This is a genomic window from Cellulophaga sp. BC115SP, assembly GCF_009905545.1.
GTDB lineage: Bacteria > Bacteroidota > Bacteroidia > Cytophagales > Spirosomataceae > Flectobacillus > Flectobacillus rivi.
In genome coordinates this window covers 13,446-30,836 of the sequence record NZ_JAAALB010000020.1, presented here as the reverse complement: position 1 = coordinate 30,836, position 17,391 = coordinate 13,446, and the positions used below count along the sequence as shown (strand labels likewise).

12 protein-coding genes are annotated in these 17,391 nt (G+C 38.0%); 5 read left to right on the top strand and 7 right to left on the bottom strand.

All coding sequences use genetic code 11. From position 1 onward, the window contains the following. Positions 1-3: 3 nt before the first annotated feature. From GVN22_RS15505 to GVN22_RS15490, 4 genes are all read right to left on the bottom strand, one after another. Positions 4-3,357, bottom strand: coding sequence for a TonB-dependent receptor (locus tag GVN22_RS15505; protein ID WP_166551922.1), 3,354 nt, complete (start codon positions 3,355-3,357; stop codon positions 4-6). 223 nt (positions 3,358-3,580) lie between these two features. After that, positions 3,581-4,720 carry a FecR family protein gene (locus tag GVN22_RS15500; RefSeq protein ID WP_166551921.1) on the bottom strand — a complete coding sequence of 380 codons (1,140 nt, stop codon included), beginning with the start codon at positions 4,718-4,720 and terminating at the stop codon, positions 3,581-3,583. 267 nt (positions 4,721-4,987) lie between these two features. Then, positions 4,988-5,575, bottom strand: coding sequence for an RNA polymerase sigma factor (locus tag GVN22_RS15495; protein ID WP_166551920.1), 588 nt, complete (start codon positions 5,573-5,575; stop codon positions 4,988-4,990). A gap of 257 nt (positions 5,576-5,832) precedes the next feature. Further along, on the bottom strand, positions 5,833-6,288 hold the full coding sequence (locus GVN22_RS15490) for a YHS domain-containing (seleno)protein (protein WP_166551919.1): 456 nt from the start codon (positions 6,286-6,288) through the stop codon (positions 5,833-5,835). Positions 6,289-6,753: 465 nt separating this feature from the next. Here GVN22_RS15490 and GVN22_RS15485 point away from each other — a divergent pair, with 465 nt between their 5' ends. The 5 genes from GVN22_RS15485 to GVN22_RS15465 all read left to right on the top strand — a co-directional run bounded on the left by GVN22_RS15485 (position 6,754) and on the right by GVN22_RS15465 (position 13,350). Further along, on the top strand, positions 6,754-7,317 hold the full coding sequence (locus GVN22_RS15485; RefSeq protein WP_166551918.1) for a Crp/Fnr family transcriptional regulator: 564 nt from the start codon (positions 6,754-6,756) through the stop codon (positions 7,315-7,317). 138 nt (positions 7,318-7,455) lie between these two features. Then, positions 7,456-7,857 carry a hypothetical protein gene (locus tag GVN22_RS15480; RefSeq protein ID WP_166551917.1) on the top strand — a complete coding sequence of 134 codons (402 nt, stop codon included), beginning with the start codon at positions 7,456-7,458 and terminating at the stop codon, positions 7,855-7,857. A gap of 12 nt (positions 7,858-7,869) precedes the next feature. After that, positions 7,870-8,904, top strand: a complete 1,035-nt coding sequence (locus tag GVN22_RS15475) for an efflux RND transporter periplasmic adaptor subunit (RefSeq protein ID WP_166551916.1) — start codon at positions 7,870-7,872, stop codon at positions 8,902-8,904. A 7-nt stretch (positions 8,905-8,911) separates the two neighbouring features. Beyond that, positions 8,912-11,998, top strand: coding sequence for an efflux RND transporter permease subunit (locus GVN22_RS15470; protein ID WP_166551915.1), 3,087 nt, complete (start codon positions 8,912-8,914; stop codon positions 11,996-11,998). Positions 11,999-12,006: 8 nt separating this feature from the next. Beyond that, positions 12,007-13,350 (top strand): TolC family protein, encoded by a 1,344-nt coding sequence (locus tag GVN22_RS15465; protein WP_166551914.1) that lies wholly within the window; start codon positions 12,007-12,009, stop codon positions 13,348-13,350. A 144-nt stretch (positions 13,351-13,494) separates the two neighbouring features. Here the strand turns inward: GVN22_RS15465 and GVN22_RS15460 are convergent, their stop codons facing one another. The 3 genes from GVN22_RS15460 to GVN22_RS15450 form a co-directional block, all read right to left on the bottom strand. Continuing rightward, complete coding sequence (locus GVN22_RS15460; RefSeq protein WP_166551913.1) at positions 13,495-13,953, bottom strand: hypothetical protein; 459 nt, start codon at positions 13,951-13,953, stop codon at positions 13,495-13,497. 15 nt (positions 13,954-13,968) lie between these two features. After that, complete coding sequence (locus GVN22_RS15455; RefSeq protein WP_166551912.1) at positions 13,969-15,903, bottom strand: glycosyl hydrolase 115 family protein; 1,935 nt, start codon at positions 15,901-15,903, stop codon at positions 13,969-13,971. A gap of 125 nt (positions 15,904-16,028) precedes the next feature. Then, positions 16,029-17,144 (bottom strand): Fic family protein, encoded by a 1,116-nt coding sequence (locus tag GVN22_RS15450; RefSeq protein ID WP_166551911.1) that lies wholly within the window; start codon positions 17,142-17,144, stop codon positions 16,029-16,031. Positions 17,145-17,391 lie beyond the last annotated feature (247 nt).

The following is a 17,391-nucleotide window of genomic DNA, read 5'->3' as shown; positions in this document are numbered from 1 at the left end:
TTGTTAAAATTTAAAGTTTACACCTGCGTTCCAAATTCTAAACTGAGGATAATCCCAACCTCTACCACTAGCATTTTCAGGGTCATAGTTTTTGATTTTTGACCAAGTGGCAACGTTATTGGCGTTGATGTAAACACGAATACCTCTGATAAAGCCGATTTTTAGTTTTTCTAAAGGAACATTATAAGCTAATTCAACATTTTTGAGACGAATATATGAGGCATCTCTCATCCAGAACGAAGACTCCGCATGATTCATGTTTGTAGGGTCAATCAATACACGAGGCTCGCTAGCGTTAGGGTTCGATGGGGTCCAGCGATCTAAGTTTGCTTTTAAGGCTCCCGAACCTACAAAGAATGGCCATGCACCTTCACCACTATAGTATTGGTTCACGTTGGTTGCTCCTTGGAATAAGAAAGAAAAATCAAAATTTTTGTACTGAAAGCCTCCATTGATACCAAAAATGATTTCTGGAGTATTTGATTTTCCAATGGCAACTCTATCAAGGTCGTTAATCTGACCATCCTTGTTAATATCCTCGTAACGAATATCACCTGGGGCTGTTGTGCCTACTTGTTTTGCTGCGGCATCCACTTCTGCTTGTGTTTGGAAGATACCAATGGCTCTGTAACCGTACTGGGTATTCAGTGGCAAGCCTGTTCTTCTGATGTTTGGATTAACAGAAGCTGCCTCATCAATAAATACAATTTCGTTTCTAGCATAAGTTAGGTTCCCACCAATCGAGTACCCAAGGTCATTAGAAAGGCGATTTCTGTGTCCTAAAGTGACTTCAACACCGCTATTATTTACTTTAGCCAAGTTTTCTACTGGTAACGATACACCCAATAAACTAGGGACTGATAGATTTCTTGAAGCTAGGATATCACTTCTTTTATCTGAAAAGTAATCAACTACTGCTGTCAATTTTCCTTTAAATAAAGTAGCATCAAAACCAATGTTCAGTTTCTTAACGGTTTCCCAAGTTACATTCGGATTTGAAAGTCTTCCTTCCACAATCGTTGGTTGCACATTGGCATCTCCAAAAACAGCAGACCCATTTACGAAGTACGACTGTAGGTACAGGAATCTTTCTCCACCCAAACGGTCATTGCCCAAAATACCATAAGAAGCACGAAGTTTTAAGAAATCAATTACCGAAGAGTTTTTCATGAATGACTCTTGTGAAATCACATAACCTGCCGATACCGATGGGAAGAAGCCCCAGCGCTTTCCATCTGCAAATTGCTCTGAACCATCTGCTCTAAAGCTTGTTTCGAAAAAGTACTTATCTGCATAAGCCCAGTTGAAACGACCCACAATCCCTTGGCGACCGCTACTTCCTGAATAACCACTGTTGTTACGGTTTGCAGCAGCACCAAAGTTGATTTCGTCGATTGCCAACGTGTATCCTTCACGAGAAACACTCATGTAGTTCCAAAGTTGTTTGGTTTGTGTGTACAATAGCAAACCTGTAAAATTGCTTTTCCCTACCGTTTTCTTATAGTTCAAGTGCGTCTCCAAAGTAACCGATTGTTCATCATAGCTATTCTGATTTAATGACGTTGGTCCTTTTGGCGCTTCTACAAACGAGCCATCCGCGAGTCTATTGAAAAATGGAATTTTGGTAAACGTCCAGTTTTTGTTAGCAGTAATAGTTTTATCATAGGACGCAATTCCTTTAATAGACAATCCGCTCAAAAATGGTAATTGTTGCTCCAACTCCATTCGTCCACGAAATGCTTGAATATTTCTTTTTCTATAACCATTTTCTGGTAAAGTCAAATAAGATGGACCATTTGAATAAGTACCATTCGACCAAGTAATAGGTGTTCTATTAGGTGGAATACCTGACATCCATCTAAACACTTCCTCGGAAGCAACGTTGTTAGTTTTTTCATCACGTCCCGAAAGGTCAAATGAAAGTTTAGTTGTACTTGTTACGTTTGCATCAATATTTGAACGGAAGTTATATCTATTGAAATCATTTGATGGAATAATACCGTCTTGCTTCAAATATCCCAATGAAGTAGCATAGCGAATTTTGTCTGTACCGCCCGTAGCCGAAATAGAATAGTTACGTACCATCGCTGATTTTTTCAATACAGAAAACCAATCCGAGTCTGGGTGTGTGTCTGGACTAGAATGGGTACGATATTTTTCTAAGTCAGCAGCCGAATAAAGCGCAGGCTTTCCATCGTTAGCCAAAGCTTCATTGTATAAAGTAGCATATTCGTAAGAGTTCAAAAACTCAGGATTACGAGTGCGCTCTTGTACACCCACATTGGCGTTAAAGTCAATCTGCATTTTGCCTTCAGCACCTCTTTTGGTAGTAACCAAAATAACCCCGTTACCTGCACGAATCCCGAATACAGCCGCACTTGCAGCATCTTTCAACACTGAAAATGATTGGATTTCACTTGAGTTCAACTGTGCAAAATCACTCGAAGAACGAACAATACCGTCAATAACAAAAATTGGTGACGCGTCTCCAGTTGTACCAATACCTCTAATCAAGATATTTGAAGCATCCTTTCCTGGCTCACCCGAACGTTGCGTAGCAATAATACCTGTAGCCTGACCAACCAATGAGTTACTTAAATTGGGAGAAGGGTTACTGGCAATTGCTTTTTGACTAATATCCGAAACAGCACCCGAAATAGCACTTTTCTTTTGTGAACCATAACCAACAACCACAACTTCATCGAGGTTACCTACATCCGCTTTTAGCACAACATTCAAGGCAGTTTGTTTTCCTACAAGGATTTCCATCTTTTGATAACCTACCGACGAAAATACCAAGGTAGTTTGCTCGTTTGGAACTGAAAGTTTAAAAGTTCCATCAGGACCTGTCGTAGTACCTTTCGTAGTACCTTTGATTTGAACAGTCACCCCTACCAATGCTTCCCCATTTTCATCTTTTATGGAACCTGTCACTACGATATCGGGCATTTGCCAACTTAGGTTTGGTAGAATTTCTTTTGTTGGCAAGGCGTTTTTTCTTCTTTTCAATAAAATTTGTTTGCCCGCCACCTCAAAACTAATATCTAAAGGACGAAACAATTCAGTCAATAAATCACCCAAAGCTTTTTCGTCAGCGTTGATTGAAACACTTCTTTTAGCATCGATAATTTCGGGACTATAAATAAAATTTACTTGAGTTTGTTTTTCGATTTTCTCCAACACATCGACTACCTCATTTCTGTTGAGATGAAGCGTCACTTTTTTGTTTAGCAAATCTTGAGCATTACTCCTATGTGCCAATGACATGCTCACGCACAGGACGGAAAGAGCGATTTGCAACAAACTAATTCTCATAATTTTTCGTAAAGTTTGATACGATGGAAACTTTTTTTTCATACTTTTGGATAATTTGTTAGTTGTGAAAAATTGACAAAAACAATCCCTGAGTCCTAATTTTTAGGACCTAGCGTAGCAGCATCAAAAAGGGATTTGGTTGAAGATGGGTGATGTTGGCGCATCATTCATCTTTTTTGTAATCTGTCGTTGTGACGATAGGGTTTTTAGTTACATAGTTATTAAGTTTTAGTTAATTTTCTTTCATACATCATAGGTTTGTAAACTATTGACAAGGCCTGCCCTCTACAAAAATTCTCCCTCCAGATACCTGATAGTCAGCATCTATTGCAGCACATATCCATTTCATTTTTTCATCCAGTGGCTCTGTTCCAAGAGTAGCCGTAAAAGTGCATTTGCTCATGACTTTTTCATCGAATACTATTTCTATGCCGTAGGCTTGGCTCAATTGTACAAAAACCTCGGAAATCGGAGTAGATTTAAAGATAAAAGATTGGGTATTGTTACTCAATGCTAAAAACTGAGGTTTTACCAGCTCTGCTTTAATCAGTTTATGCTCCTCTCGTTGATAAGTTGCTTGTTGATTGGCAGTTAGCGATATTCCTCCAAGATCTGCTTTGTCTGTTATATCTTTAATATTCAGGCTTTTTTGCTGAATTACATTTACCTTTCCTGTTTTTACCATAACCTTCACTTCCTTGTCATTGTCAAAAGCTTTTACCGTAAAGCTTGTACCTAGAACTTTGGTTACAATATCTTTGGTAAATACTAAAAATGGTTTTTTCGGATTTTTGACTACTTCAAAGAAGGCCTCACCACTCAAATACACTTCTCGGTTGTGAGCGTTATACGAATCAAAATATTTGAGCTTACTTCCTTTTTGCAAAATAACGGTACTACCATCGGGCAAAACCACCATTTTGTTGCGTTTGTTAGGATTGGTAGTTTCTACAAAAGATTCTTCCTGATGCGAAAGATCTAATTTTTGGTCAAAACTGATTATCGGAGTAGGTTGGTTTTGTTTGGCGGTATAAATCAAATACCCTAACCCTACAAAAATCAACAGTGAAGCCGCCGCAACCCAATATTCTGAAACAATCTTTAATAGGCTTTTTGAGGGTTGCCCTACATACTGATCTACCTGATACAACTCATTGGTTTCAATTGACTTTGCTTTTTCTAGGGCAGTTTGCACACGAGACTGAATGTAGTTATCGTCCAACACCACTGGTTCGCCTTCTAATTCTGATAAAAATACACGCAACTGTTGAAGATACACTCCTTCGATTCCTTGAGTACGAGCCCATTCTTCCCATACATACGTGGGCTGGTTACGGTTTTCGTACACCCAGTTGCGAATGGTAGCGTCTTCTAAGAGCGCCTCAAATGTTTTTTTCGTGTTCATATTGCTGAATTCTTTAGCATATCTGTAAAACTAAAGAGCTAAATTGTGTCAATTTGACATTATATATACTACATCCCAAAAACACTAGTTGGATACTCACTAAAACACAAATTTTTTTAGGAAAAATAATAAAACACTGATTTTGAGGAGATTAAAATTATCATTTTTTGTATAAAAAATTGAAAAGAAGAAGTATTCACCTAAGATTGAGGAATAAAGAAAAGGGGTGACACCTTGAATATCAATGCCTATTGGCAGAACCGATTTTTAGAGTAACCAAAGTAAAATAAAAGGAACCAATAATTCCCAGTGTTGGCGAAGATTCAAAAGTGCGCGTTGGATGATATTCGAAACGGATTGTGGCTTGATTTGTAATAATTGCGCAATTTCTTCTACTCTCAAATCTTGATAGAAGCGTAAATAAAGGATTTCTCTCTGACGATCAGGGAGTTGCTTGAGAAAATACGAAATTTTGGATTGTTGCTCTTGCTGAGATTCATTTTCGATAAAAAACATCTCCGAAGATGCCTCCGAGAAGTTCTCCTGAAAATCATCTTCAAAAGGAACAGCACTAAAAGCTCTTAAGGTTTTAAATAATTGATTCCTGAAAGATTTCAATAAATAAAACTTTACCGAATCAACCTCTGTTAAGGAGGTTCTTTTTACCCACAAATTGACTAATAAATCCTGAATAGCATCTTCGATGATTTGGCTATTAGTGGTGAACTTTTCACCATAATGGCGAAACATTTTATAGTACCTTGTCGACAACTGCGTGAAGGCAATTTCATCTCCAGCTCTGAAATTATTCCAGAGTGATTGTTCCTGAAGAGAGGGTATTTCCTTGATACGCATGATTGAGGTTATATTAGAAAGCTGTACGAAATAATCAAAAATATCTAAGAATAACAATATAACTAAAAAATTCAGCTACTTGTTAAAGGATAATATTCTTTAAAAATACTGTATTAGCATTACAATTGAAGAGGATAAATAGAAGGCATTCAGCTTTTTCGACTATCATCGCTCAGCAACAAAAAAGCGGAGAAGTGTCTACCTCTCCGCCTTAATGATTTTAAAGAAATTTTGTTTTTTCAAAATAGAGAAACCTGCTATTGTTTAGCCTCTTTTGACTTAAGTACAGGCCAATGTTCATTGGCTTTTTTGATTCTTCCAGGAATATCTTTTTTCCATAACTCCTTCACTTTCAGACTATAGTTTAGATACAATTTATCATCTACAATCGTAAAGGCATCGGGTTCGGTGGGCGATTTGTGATTTTCGCTTAATCCATAAGCACAATATCCTCCAAACTGTGGGGCAAATTTTTCAGGATTTGCCCTAAAATCTTCCTTGTTTTCATCAGAGCTAAACAACCATTTTACACCATTCCAGTCATAGGAAATTGTTTCTTGTCCTTTTACTGGCTTACTTTGCTTGAAATAAGCTACTGGGTCATATCCACGAATGGCGATTCCATCTTTCTGGAAAACGTCGGTTTCTTGCGCCAAAAGCTGAGTGCTAGTGGATACTAAAAATAAAAACAATACAAATAATTTGGTCTTCATCTTTTTGTGATTTAAAATTTATATCACAAACTTCATATATATCTACTTGACTAAAAGTCGGCTAACTGACATAAATCTATTTTCTGGAAAAATTGCTTTTGATAGAAGCTTGGATTCCTTATTGGAATTTGCTCTTGAATTTTGTTGCTTTGTTCATCTTTAGAAGATGTTTTGAAATTTTATTTTGCATTTGTTCAAAAAACAAAATTTCCTATCGACACTCCTTACTTTTCTTCACTAGGCGTGCCCGTCTAACGCAAGAAAAGTAACCGAGCGACGGCCGCAAAAGAAAGTCAAGAAATCCTAATCGGAGTGGCGACCCACCTCGCCTTCGGCTCAAACAGTAGGATTTCATTAAAATAAATACAAACCTTATCATTGTAATGAATTACAAAGTTTAAAAATGCTTTAAGATCTCAATCAATGCCATAGGCCTGTGCGCCGCCAAAACTTATCATTTCTCCTATGGATTTTATACAACATATTAGTAGCAAAATTTCTTTAACAGAAGCCGAGAAAGAACGGATTAATAAAGCCTTCAAAACCGAGCGCCATGCTAAAAATACTATCCTGATGCTCCCAGGCGCCAATTCCCAAAAGGCAACATTTGTGGAAAAAGGCCTGTTACGCACTTATTACACCCACAACGATAAAGATATTACACACTTTTTCTTCGAAGAAGGCTTTGTCTCTATGAATATCGATAGTGTGTTTTTTAATCAACCTACTCCTTATGGGACAGAGGCTTTGGAGGATGTAACACTCAGAACTATTCAGTATAGAGATTTTCTTGCCCTATCCGAAGAAATTCCACCACTGAAAGATTATGTATTTTTGACTTCTATCCAGATGGTAAAGTTGTTTTCGGATAGACTGTATTCATTGCAGTTTCATACTGCTCAAGAAAGATATTCTACGCTACTCAATGACCACCCTTCTATTCTGATGCGTGCGCCACTGGGGCATATTGCCTCTTATCTTGGTATTACCCAACAAACCTTGAGTGTCATTCGGTCAAAAACGAAATAACAGTTTCTTCCTGAATTTAAAAAGCTACAAACTGACCTTTTCATTTTTTTCTGACAAGGCCTCATTTTTTAATATAGATTAAAAATTCCCATTTTTCTTATCCCCAACTTTGTCTCATCAAATTTAAACAACAAAACGATGGAGGCAGATATTGAAAATAGTATCCATTGGGTTTACATCACCGACGAGTCGGGAATGTCGACCATTTTTCCTCAGATAAAAGCAAAACTTACCGCCAAGGGTATGCACCATGTATCGGTGGTGTATTATTCTCCTGCTCAAGTTTTTAGCTTTCGCCGAGAACTTGACATTTTAGTAAGACATTATCCAACAGTACTATTTGCCTATTTGATTTCTTCGGAAGTTTCTGACAACTTTTTTCAAGAACATCCTGAATTAGAATCGATTATCAATGCTAATACCATGAATCAAATGGAATTTCTGGTATGTGGCAATGAGGAGTTTTGTGAAAAGGCAACAGCACTTTTGCATTTTTTAGATATTCAACAAATTAACATACAAAAATCTTTATTCATTTAAAATCCCCAAACCATGAAGTACGCTAATATTTATCTAGGTGTGCTTACAACTTTGTTATTGGCAAGTTGCAAACACAATGAAACAAAAACTACAGAAAATAAAGCTCAGGCTATTGCTGTAAATGTTACAAAAGTTGAATCATCGCAAGCCAACAAAGAGGTGTCGGTAAGTGGGAACGTTGATGGTAGCACCACGGTTCGTTTGGGCTTTTTAGTAGCAGGACGTATCAATTTTATCTCTAGTCGTGAAGGACAAAATATTGGAAAAGGTCAATTAGTAGCCACCATCGAACCTACTAATTATAAGATAGCAAAGGACTTATCAGATGTTCAAGTAAATCAGGTATCGGATGAGTACAATCGCATTAAGTTGATGCGTGATCGTAATAGTATTTCTGAAAGTGATTTCTCTAAAGTAAATTTCACACTACAACAAGCCAAATTACAGCAACAACTACAACAAAAAAATCTTACCGATACCAAATTGTATTCGCCCATTAGCGGAGTATTGATTAAGAAATTAGGGGAAGTTGGCGAAATCATTGGTACTGGAAATCCTCTTCTCGTAATATCAGATATTCGTAAAGTAAAAGTCCTTGCGTATATACCCGAAGGTGAACTTCATTTAATCAAATTGGGGCAAATGGCAGAGGTGACTATTTCGGCACTTGATAAAACTTTTAAAGGAAGAGTAACCGAAGTAGGTTCAGCCGCTGATGCTACTTCAAGAGCGTTTACCATCAAAATAGAAGTAGATAACCCGGGTCTTTTGATTCGTCCTGGAATGATTGCCGAGGCGCGTATCAAAACTAACGTAGCAGCACAAAGAATTTTATTGCCTTTAGAAATCATCAATCATGATTTGGATAATCAAGAGTTTGTATATGTGGTTGACCAAGCCCAAAACAAAGCATTCAAACGCAAAATTAGTATCGGAAAAGTGGCAGATAATCAAGTAGAGGTAGTTTCGGGACTGAATGTTGGCGAGGTTGTGGTATCAGCAGGTCAAAACAAACTTTCGGATGGTTCTCTAATTACAATTAAATAGTTGCGTCATGAATATTATACAAGCATCACTCAAATATAAGCACGTAACCTTATCGGTATTGTTACTGCTATTTGCGATTGGGGTCAATTCTTTGATGAATATGCCTCGTCGTGAAGACCCAAAAATTACGATTCGTCAAGGCTTGGTTATTGCTTACTTTCCTGGGGCAAACTCAGCACAGGTAGAAGACCAAGTAACTAAAAAGCTTGAACAGTATTTGTTTCAATATGAGGAAGTTAACAAAGCAAAAACCTATTCTACAACCAAAGATGGTATCGTAGTAGTCAATGTGGAGTTAACCGAAAAAGTAAAATTGCCTGATGTATTTTGGAGCAAACTTCGCCATCAACTACTCGTATCCAAGCAATTGGATTTACCAGAGGGCGTAAGAGGTCCAATCGTCAACTCAGATTTTGGAGATACCGAGGCTATGGTAATTGCTTTAGAAAGCAATAAAGCCAGCTATGCCGAGCTTAAAACGTATGCTCAAAAGTTGGAAGATTATTTAAGAACGATTCCAGCGGCATCAAAAATCAAACGTGTTGGGGAGCAAAAAGAACAGATTGTTGTATCATCTAGCTCTGAAAAACTTTCACAATATGGCGTTAGTTTGCAACAAATCGTGAAAGTATTACAATCTCAAAATAGCATTAATGCAACGGGTTCTGTCAAAACTGAGCAAAGCAAAACACCGCTTTACACCAATGGTTTTTACAATACCGAAAATGATTTGGCAAATCAAATTGTGGGTGCATCGCAAAGTGGCTCAACGGTAAAAGTAAGCGATGTGGCAAATCTCAAGCGTGATTATACCGAACCACAAAGTATCATTACGGTGAATGGAAACAAAGCAATTTTGTTATCCATCCAAATGCACGAAGGCAATAACATTGTTCAGTTTGGTGATGAAGTCAATAAAAAAATAGAAGCCGTAAAACAAGTATTACCTTCGGAAGTAAAAATTACGACTATTGTCAACCAACCTCATTTGGTAGATGAAAACGTATCGCATTTTATACACGAGTTTTTCCTAGCGATTTTATCTGTGATTGTGGTGGTTGTATTGCTTTTACCCTTACGGATTGCTGCCGTAGCTGCTACTGCCATTCCGATGACTGTAGCTGTAACTTTCGCCATTATGCACGCTTTGGGCATCGAATTACATCAGGTATCATTAGCAGCGTTGATTTTGGTACTTGGTATGGTCGTAGATGATGCCATTGTCATTGCCGACAACTACGTAGAGTTACTCGATGAAGGTGTAGAGCGTTGGACAGCCGCATGGCGTAGTGCTAGTGATTTGGTGATTCCAGTACTGGCTGCTACCATTACGATTATCGCCTCGTTTATGCCGATGATTTTATTAAATGGTTCGGTTGGTGAGTTTATTTTTGCCTTACCGATTACCGTTGCTGTTGCCTTGGCGTCATCGTTCATCGTAGCTATGTTACTTACGCCAATGTTATGTTTTATGTTTATCAAAAAAGGTTTACATCAACATGGTGAAAATGAGAAGAAAAGCAGAAAAAGCTTGCTCGACTATATGCAAATCGGCTATAATAATCTGTTGGAATGGTGTGTAAAACATCCTATTGCCACGATTATCAGTAGTGTTATTCCAATTCTTTTGGCAGGTTTATTATTCAAAGCAGGGGTAAGACAATTATTTTTCCCATCAGCCGAACGTAACCAATTTGTGGTAGAATTGTGGATGCCAACAGGAACAAAGCTTGAAAAAACCAATCAGGCTATTCTTAAAGCTGAGGCTTTGATTAAAGGTGATAAACGAGTACTTTCCTACGCCACTTTTACAGGAACAGCCGCTCCGAGATTTTACTATAATTTCTCGCCAGAGTTTCCTACAACGAACTATGCGCAGATTTTGATTAATACTACAACCGACAAAACAGCCGAAGAGTTAGCAGAAGAGTTGAGTAATAAAGTAGAAATGGCAATTCCTGAGGGAACAACTTTTGTGAAATTGATGCAACAAGGTTCACCTTTAAAAGCCCCTGTTGAAGTACGAATTATCGGTGACGACATTAATCATTTGAAAGATTTGTCTAATCAAGTATCGACAATCATCAAAAAGACTGCGGGAAGTAAATTTGTCAGAAGTGATTTTGGAGAAGACTATTATGGCTTTGGTATAAAACTCAAGGAAGAAGCTAACCGATTAGGTTTTACCACTACCAGTATTTCTCAAACCGTATATACAGGTTTTAGTGGCGCAGCTATCTCGACTATGTATGAAGGAAACAACGCCGTTGATATTGTCTTGAGATTAGATGAAAATAGTCGTAGAAATACCGACGACTTGGCTAATACCTATATGAAATCGCCTGTAACAGGTGCCAACGTTCCATTGCGTCAAATCGCAGATATCACTCCAGAATGGCAAGCGGGAAAAATCATGCACCGCAATGGCGTAAGAACCTTGACCGTGCAAAGTGAATTGGCAGAAGGCGTATTGCCCGCAGAATTAGTCAAAGCTATTCAGCCAGAAATCAACAAGTTACCATTACCAAGCGGCTATCGAATTGAATATGGTGGCGAAGATGCTAATAAGAAGGAAACATTTTCTCAATTGGTGACTGTACTGATGGTAAGCTTGGTATTGATTTTCTTTATCCTATTATTCCAGTTCCGTAATTTGAAAGAATCTGCTATTGTGATGCTTACTATTCCTTTGAGTTTGTTCGGAGCTATTTTAGGTCTTTATGTTACAGGGAATAACTTTAGTTTTACTGCTTTCATTGGTCTGATTTCATTGTCGGGTATTGTGGTAAGAAATGCCATTATCCTAGTTGACCATACCAACGAGCTTATGAAACATGGTATGGATATTCGTACTGCTGCAATCGAAAGTGGTAAGCGCCGTTTACGTCCGATATTCCTGACGGCAATGGCTGCTGCTATTGGTGTTGTTCCTATGATTGTTTCGCACTCGCCGATGTGGGCACCATTGGCAAGCGTATTAGCCTTTGGGGTTGTATGGAGTATGCTCATGGCTCTGTTGTCTGTACCCGTGCTATACATAGGTTGGATCAAACCTAAGGACAAAAAAGACATTTTAACACAACAAAACGCATAAGAATCGGTATGAAGTCTTTCGTTAAAAATATCACCCTTATGGCACTTGCCCTTTCTTTGGAAGGGCAATATGCCACGGCTCAAACACCGACCTATTCGTTGCAACAGCTGAAAGAAACCGCTCTTAAAAGCAATCATATCTTATCGGTAAAACAATGGCAAATAGCCGAACGTGAAGCCAAAATTAAAGAGGACGAAACCAAGCGTTATCCTACGGCTACGGTCAACGGAAATTACCAATACAATTTTAATTTGGCCAACATCACGATTCCTGCGGGGTCTATTGGAGTTTTGCCAATAAGCTCTACTGTACAAGTGCCATTACCCAATGAAGATAAAAATATTCAGATTGGGAATAAAAATCTATACAACTTAGGTGTTACAGCCTATCAGCCTATCAGTCAGCAGATTAAAATCAAGACTGGTTTGGAGGTAAATCGTATGGATGTGGCTATTACGGAAAAAGAAAAGCAAAAGATTGCCTTACAAATTACCCAAGGTGTTGAGCAATTGTATTATGGAACACTCATTGCCCAAAAGCAATTAGAAGAAGCGGAAGCAAAATTAGCTGTAGCAAAAGCCAAATTGGGCGATGTCGAAACGGCTATTGCGGCTGGAAAAACCATCGATGTAAACCAAGCAGGCTTATTGGCAAATATCGCAGATGAGGAACAGAATATCCTCAAACTGAGCATTCAGGCACAAAATTATAAATCAGATTTAGTCAAACTAACAGGTATTGCTGATGAAGATTTCAATCTCCAAGAATCTTCCTTTGTGATGGAGCAAGTAGCTGGTATTGAGAACTTTAAAAATGCTAGCTCTTCAAATCCTGATATTCAAATTGCTAGCCTAACCAAAGAAAAAGCTCAGCTAGGTATCAAAGCTGCCCAACAAAGTACACTCCCCGATTTCGGGTTCGTTACTGGATATACGTATCAATCAGGTAACCCTATTTTACCCAATCATAATCCTTTTGTGGGACTGAATTTAAAATGGAACGTTCAAGATTTGTTTTCAAATAAACACTTACTCAAACAGCGCGAAGCTCAAGCCAAACAAGCTGAAGAAAATATTTTGAACCTTCAACAACAAGTAACCAGCGATATTGAAAAAGCGTATCGTAAAGTCAACCAAAGCAAGTCTTTGATTGCGGTTGCACAACGTGTTTTGGATTATCGTACCAAGGAACTGAAAGTTCAAGAAGATAAGCAAGTGGCAGGTCTTAACGTAAAAACAGACATCCTAAACACCAAGGCTCTTGTGGCAAAAGCTAATGCCGATGTGTATGCAGCACAATTGGCGTACACCCTAGCAGTATCAGAGCTAAAAAGCTTAATCGGAAACCAGTAATTTACTAACACACATATAAATCCAAGCTAGCCCATAGGTAGAGGTGATGAGTTTTGAATGATGAATTGGGAGTTTTTTTGTAAAACCTCATTTACCCAATATCTCATCTTACCTATTTGGGCTAGCATTTATATTTAAAGCCTTTTATTCCAAACCCTCCAATTGTATCGAATCCAGCAATACCCCTGCATCTATCATACGTAATTGAATGATATGCTTTCCTTTAGTCAGGAATGCTTTTGATATTTCTTTGATTGTTTTGTTGGTCAACACATTTTCTTTCCATTCTTCACTTCTATCAAAAGTCTCATAATCAATCACTTTACCTATCTCTTTATCTAGTTTCACTTCTACTTTTTGACCTACATTTCTATGCAAAGGATGTAAAGGTATCGCTTTAAGTTTGAGCACATAATTACCTTCTTTTTCAATATCAACTTCATAGTTGACCCAAGCCTGAGCATCTGAATTTTGCGCTATACTTTTTGGTAAAGAAAATGGCTTACTCACCAAAGCATTACCAGTAAACGAGGGTTCTGCTATTTTTTCCCAATAAGAATCAGCTCCTTTGCCTTGTTCTGAAAATGCTCCAGCAGGAATCATAATTTTGATTGAAGCTCATACCTTATCTATCTTTTGAGGTACGTTTTTTAACTCTTCAGGCTTTTTGAATACAGGCAAATTACGAGGGTTCATGCTCATCATATTTTGCCATTTACCAGAATTATATTGCTTTGTCAATTCCTTAATTCCCTGATAAGCTTCTAATGATTTTTGAAATTCTGGTTGCTGGTCGGTGCGAGCATTAGGTGCTGTTCTGTAATATAAATCCAGATACAAAAATTTCTGATTCATTTTGGAAGCACCCAAAATAGGATAAGCAACCAACTGAAAATACGGAGATTTTAGTGGTTCTGATTGAGGCTCTAGTTGAGCAACTCCTCGTTCCAAACTCTCAAAATCAGTTATACGCTTTTTTACTTCTTCCAAAGAAAAATCGGTAGCTTTTGTCTGGGTGGTCGGTTCGGTGCGACTCCAGCCCATAAATTCTGGTTTACGAATGAAAGCTAATTGACAATTTTTCCATAAAAGGCTCCCATATTCTTTTGAACCTAAATTTTTGAACGTCCAATTTTCCAAATGTTCTTTGCCTGAAATATTCTTCAAAAATGGCTGCATATTGTACGCCATATCCAAAAATAACTGCGTCGGATATTCTTGTGGTTTGATGTCTCCCACGTTCAATACCCATATTTTTCGACTCCCTAATTCATAGGCTTTTTGCATTTCAAAACGCAATAGCGAAGGGTCGGTCGTACCAATCCACAAATAGTCATGTGGGCGCCCCCAATACGAAGCGTGGTAATACACTCCTGAGCCACCCGAACGCTTTTGTTCATTGGCATTGCTCAGATTTTTGATATACCCGTAGTTATCATCTGGCCAAATCAGTGTAATATCTTCGGGCACTTCCAAGCCTTCTTTGTAAAGCTCCAATACTTCCTTATACAAAGTCAAAACCTGAGGAATATCTTGGACTTTTTTCTTTAGATACTTGCTCAACAACGCTCTTTGCTCATTGATAATCAGATTTGTAAGTGCGACAGCTTCTTTCTTAGTTTTGATTCCCTCCATCCCACTGTCGTGTTTTCCACGCATACCAATGGTATAAAGATTTTCATAATTTTGAACTTCCTCCAATCGTTTTATCCAATAATCAGTTACACGATTTTTGTTAGTTCTGTAATTGTATTCGCCCATGGTGCTGTCTACCCATTCATCTACGTTGTTGCGCATCATGGGTTCTGCATGCGAGGTTCCCACCACTATTCCATATTGGTTTGCTACCTCTTTATTTTGAGGATAATGATAAAAAGCCTTGGTGCTTGGGTGCATCGCGGGCCAAATCATATTGGCTTTGAGACGAAGAAGTAATTCAAAAACCTTTGCATAGGTTTTGGGACCAATATCTTTGGTTTCAGGTTCAAAAGTTTTAGCAGCCCAAGGCTGCAAACCCCAATCTTCATCATTAATAAAAATACCACGATATTGAACAGAAGGTTCTGTACTTGTAGAATCCTGAATAATAGTGGCTTGTGTTCGAGAAGCAACAGGGATATCTGCCCAAAAATACCAAGGGCTCACGCCCAATTTTTCTGACAAAGTGAAGGTTCCATACGCTAAACCTCTTCTGTCAGAGCCTGTTACAATCAGGTATTGTTGTTGATTGTGTTGAATTGTTTTAAAACTAAAAACCTCCCATTTTCCTTGAAGTGATTTATCGATTGCTTGAATTTTTGCACTTGGAATTTGTGGTGTTGAAGTGCCCGCAACCCTCAATAAAATAATAGAAGCAGTATTTGAGGCAAGATTTTTTCCATAAACTTTTTGTATATCTTCTTCCAAAAATTGCTTCATCAATGTCGCATATTGCTGTTTATCAGCAACAGCTTGAATTTTTGTTTGCGAAGAAATGGTAAATTGGGAAAACACTTTTGAACAAGGAACTACGATACATAGCACCCATAAAAGTCGTTGAATACACTTTAGCATAAGTTGAGGTATTGATTGTGTTTGGTAATACCTATCTTTTCTAATTTTACCAGAAAAGATAGGTTGCTAAAGTGTAAAAAGAGGATTGTTGGCTTTTCTACTTTTAAATCAGAAAGTAATTACGCCTAAAAATCTATCTTTTTTAAATCAATCAATTGATAGTGTGTACTTCGTCCGCCAGCGTCTTCTCTCACCAATACTTGCTGGTTTTCCAGATTTTGAATATCCCTCAAAGCCGTATCATTGGAAACCTTAGTCATTTTTGCCCACTTGGAGGTATTTAGCTTTCCTTCAAAACCATCCATGAGTTTATTCAACATAAAGTGCTGACGTTCATTGAGTATCTTGGTCGAAAAATAAGTCCAATAGCGAGCTTTTGTCAGCACGGAATCCAACGTTTGTTCAGCTTCGGTAAGAGCCCTTTCTAAACAAGACAAAAACCAAAATAACCAGTCTGTAATCTCCAAATCTCCCTTTTGTGTTCTTTCGAGCATGGTATAATAGGTTTTTCGCTCTTTTTGTATTTGGGAAGACATACTATAAAAACGCTGTGAACTTTCATCTGAGCGAGCCAATAGTAAATCAGTCAGCGCACGAGCGATGCGACCATTGCCGTCATCGAAAGGGTGAATCGTCACAAACCAAAGATGGGCTATTCCTGCCTTTAAAATCAAATCATAAGATTGATTTTCATTAAACCATGCCAAAAATGCTTGCATTTCGTCTGGTACTTTTTCGGCTATGGGCGCTTCAAAATGCACAATTTCTCTTCCCATTGCTCCCGACACCACCTGCATTGGACCTTCTTGAGCTGTACGCCAATCGCCCACAGTGATTTTGAACATACCACTTCTGCCTGTTGGGAATAAAGCAGCATGCCAACCAAATAATCGCTCATCGCTCAATGTCTGGGAAAAATGCTTGGTCGCATCCAAGAGCATTTCGACTACTCCATCAACATGGCGGTCGGAAGGCACAGAGCTTCCAATGTCCATTCCTAATTTACGAGCCACTGAAGAGCGAACTTGTTCAGGGTTCAAAAACTCACCTTCTATTTCACTTGTTTTAAGGACATCTTCTGTGAGCGTTTTAAGCTCGGCTTCTTCTTGCAAAGAAAAACCCAAGCCCATCATTCGACCTGTTAGTTTGCCCTGTTTATACCGTACCGAAGTCAATAAGGGTGTGATTATTTCGGTATCCCAAATAAAATTAGGCCATTTTAAGAGTTGATAGATATACATATTCACCGCATTTTATACTGTGAATATATTCATTATTTACCGCATCAGCAATATTCACTGCATATTTTGCGATGAATATTTAACTTATTTACTGCAAAAAGCCTAAAAACTGTGTATTTTATAGATTTCAAGGTAAAAGTTTCTAGAAAAATCAATTCTTGTTTTATATTTGCAACAATATTGCAAAAACAAATTTTGCATTTGAGTAAAACTTTCCATTTTCTCAATTTAAACTTTATACTTTTTT

Excerpts from the sequence above, each read along its gene's own strand:
- GVN22_RS15480 (WP_166551917.1), top strand. The coding sequence starts at position 7,456 with ATGGAGGCAGATATTGAAAATAGTATCCATTGGGTTTACATCACCGAC.
- GVN22_RS15475 (WP_166551916.1), top strand. The coding sequence starts at position 7,870 with ATGAAGTACGCTAATATTTATCTAGGTGTGCTTACAACTTTGTTATTG.
- GVN22_RS15470 (WP_166551915.1), top strand. The coding sequence starts at position 8,912 with ATGAATATTATACAAGCATCACTCAAATATAAGCACGTAACCTTATCG.
- GVN22_RS15485 (WP_166551918.1), top strand. The coding sequence starts at position 6,754 with ATGGATTTTATACAACATATTAGTAGCAAAATTTCTTTAACAGAAGCC.
- GVN22_RS15450 (WP_166551911.1), bottom strand. The coding sequence starts at position 17,144 with ATGTATATCTATCAACTCTTAAAATGGCCTAATTTTATTTGGGATACC.
- GVN22_RS15455 (WP_166551912.1), bottom strand. The coding sequence starts at position 15,903 with ATGCTAAAGTGTATTCAACGACTTTTATGGGTGCTATGTATCGTAGTT.
- GVN22_RS15490 (WP_166551919.1), bottom strand. The coding sequence starts at position 6,288 with ATGAAGACCAAATTATTTGTATTGTTTTTATTTTTAGTATCCACTAGC.
- GVN22_RS15500 (WP_166551921.1), bottom strand. The coding sequence starts at position 4,720 with ATGAACACGAAAAAAACATTTGAGGCGCTCTTAGAAGACGCTACCATT.
- GVN22_RS15460 (WP_166551913.1), bottom strand. The coding sequence starts at position 13,953 with ATGATTCCTGCTGGAGCATTTTCAGAACAAGGCAAAGGAGCTGATTCT.
- GVN22_RS15495 (WP_166551920.1), bottom strand. The coding sequence starts at position 5,575 with ATGCGTATCAAGGAAATACCCTCTCTTCAGGAACAATCACTCTGGAAT.
- GVN22_RS15465 (WP_166551914.1), top strand. The coding sequence starts at position 12,007 with ATGAAGTCTTTCGTTAAAAATATCACCCTTATGGCACTTGCCCTTTCT.
- GVN22_RS15505 (WP_166551922.1), bottom strand. The coding sequence starts at position 3,357 with ATGAAAAAAAAGTTTCCATCGTATCAAACTTTACGAAAAATTATGAGA.